We start from the raw sequence: 2076 nt of genomic DNA on the forward strand, positions 1-2076 counted from the left end.
GCGCCGGGCAACCCGCTCGCACCGGTGTCGTCGCTGCTCCAGTCGCTGACGGGCGCACTGCCGAAGTAACCGGCCGGACACGCACGGCGGTGCCGGATCGGCCGCCGCGTGCAACGGGTCGCGCCACGCGGCATGACAGCGATGTCATGCCGCGTTGTCTTTGGGGGGCCCGCTTTCTTTCGTCGCATGAATGGCCGCAATCGACGCTCGCCGGCCGGCGTGGAATAACCGGTCGCCTCCATCCGTTTACATACCGAATCCCGGCAGCGCCGGCCGGCAGGATAATGGTCGTGACGAAGCCGATCGTCCCGGCCGGTGCCGCCGTGTCGCGAAGCCGTGCCAAGGAGAACGGGCATGAAACGGATACTCGCTGCCGCCGCGCTGATGGCGGCAATCGTGCAGCCGGCCGCCGCGGAACCACCGCGGGCCGGCGACGGGAAACTGGTCGACGAAGATCACATGACGCTGTACGTGTTCGATCGCGATGCGCCCGGCAAGAGCGCATGCGACCGCGCGTGCGCGGCCAACTGGCCGCCCGCGCTTGCCGACGCGTATGACAAGGCAACAGGCGTGCGGAGTCTCGTCACGCGCGACGACGGCAAGAAGCAATGGGCGTACCGCGGGCGCCCGCTGTATCGCTGGAAGCAGGATCGCAAACCCGGCGACGCGGGGGGCGACGGGATCGGCGGCATGTGGCACGTCGCACGTCCGTGACTGCGCGGCAGTGCGCGAGGCATCCTGATGAGCTACGAATCGGACCTGCTGGTGTGGTTGCCGCATCTCACGCGCTATGCGCGCGCGCTGACGGGCGACCGGGCCTGGGCGGACGATCTCGTGCAGGACACGCTCGAGCGCGCGCTGAACCGCCCGCCGCGTGATGGCGGCAACCTGCGCGCGTGGCTGCTGACGCTGCTGCGGCACCGTTTCATCGACCAGTTGCGCGCGCGGCACGAGATCGCCGTCGACGACGCGACGGCACCGTGGCAGACGATGGCCGCGCCGGCCGGCGAAATCGGCGGGCTGGTGCTGCGCGACGTGCAGCGCGCGCTGTACCGGCTGCCGGTCGAGCAGCGCGAGGTGCTGCTGCTGGTCGCCCTTGAGGAATTGAGCTATCGCGATGCCGCGGAGGTGCTCGGCGTACCGGTGGGAACGGTGATGTCGCGGCTCGCACGGGCGCGCGGGCAGATGCGCGCGTTGCTGTCGGACGAGCCGTCGGCGCACGGCACGGCCGCGTTACGGGTGATCGGGAAGACATGATGGACGAACCGCGCAAACCTTCGAACGAGCGGGACGACGATGCGTCGGCGCAACTGCTGTCCGCGTTGCTGGACGGCGAGCTGTCCGGGCACGAGCGGCGCGAGGTGCTCGAGCGCGTGCTGGCCGATCCGGAGGAAGCCGAACGATTCGCGCATTACCGTGCGCAACGCGACGCGCTGCAGGCGCTGTTCCCGCTGCCGGGCACTGCGCCCGCGCTGTTCGTGCAGCGCCGCGCGCCGCGCCGGCGCGGGATCGCCTACGCGTTCGCGGGGCTTGCGGCCGGGCTGCTGATCGGCGTCACGCTGCATGCGGGCTGGATGGCGTTCGGCAGCGACCCAGCGTTCGCCGCGCACGCGGATGTCGCGTACGCGACGTACGTGGCCGACCGCGAACATCCGGTCGAGGTGGGTGCAGGCGACCCCGAACGTCTCGTCGCGTGGCTGTCCACGCGTCTCGGGCGGCCGGTGCGTGCGCCGTCACTCGACGAATACGGCTACGAGCTGCTCGGCGGCCGGTTGTTGCCCGGCGAAGCGGGGCCGGCCGCGCAACTCATGTACCAGCGCGCGGATGGCGAGCGTGTGACGCTGTACATGACGGCCTACGACGCACGGCGCCTCGCGCCACAGGCGATGTCGGCAGGCGACCGCTACACGTATTTCTGGTCGGATCGCGGGATGGGCTACGCGTTGTCCGGCCAGGGCGACGAACGACGCCTGCGCGAACTCGCGATCGACGCGTGCGGCGAACTCGGCGGCCCGACCGACGCGTGGAAGGGGTGATGCGCGCGGCGCCGGTACGGAGCAGGCGATGAAGACGACG

3 protein-coding genes are annotated in these 2076 nt (G+C 70.7%); all 3 read left to right on the forward strand.

Going from position 1 to position 2076, the window contains the following annotated elements; all coding sequences use genetic code 11:
- Positions 1-354 precede the first annotated feature (354 nt).
- From JYJ84_RS35025 to JYJ84_RS35035, 3 genes are read left to right on the forward strand one after another with little or no spacing between them, the layout of a single operon-like run.
- The gene (locus JYJ84_RS35025) at positions 355-714 is read left to right on the forward strand and encodes a hypothetical protein (RefSeq protein WP_175222847.1); all 360 of its coding nucleotides are present in this window, start codon (positions 355-357) and stop codon (positions 712-714) included.
- Between the two features lie 27 nt (positions 715-741).
- Positions 742-1257 (forward strand): sigma-70 family RNA polymerase sigma factor, encoded by a 516-nt coding sequence (locus JYJ84_RS35030; RefSeq protein ID WP_089450011.1) that lies wholly within the window; start codon positions 742-744, stop codon positions 1255-1257.
- On the forward strand, positions 1254-2036 hold the full coding sequence (locus JYJ84_RS35035; RefSeq protein ID WP_174957048.1) for an anti-sigma factor: 783 nt from the start codon (positions 1254-1256) through the stop codon (positions 2034-2036). The genes JYJ84_RS35030 and JYJ84_RS35035 overlap by 4 nt, the downstream gene beginning before the upstream one ends.
- Positions 2037-2076 lie beyond the last annotated feature (40 nt).

Source organism: Burkholderia sp. LMG 13014 (assembly GCF_905232215.1).
GTDB lineage: Bacteria > Pseudomonadota > Gammaproteobacteria > Burkholderiales > Burkholderiaceae > Burkholderia.

Excerpts from the sequence above, each read along its gene's own strand:
- JYJ84_RS35025 (WP_175222847.1), top strand. The coding sequence starts at position 355 with ATGAAACGGATACTCGCTGCCGCCGCGCTGATGGCGGCAATCGTGCAG.
- JYJ84_RS35030 (WP_089450011.1), top strand. The coding sequence starts at position 742 with ATGAGCTACGAATCGGACCTGCTGGTGTGGTTGCCGCATCTCACGCGC.
- JYJ84_RS35035 (WP_174957048.1), top strand. The coding sequence starts at position 1,254 with ATGATGGACGAACCGCGCAAACCTTCGAACGAGCGGGACGACGATGCG.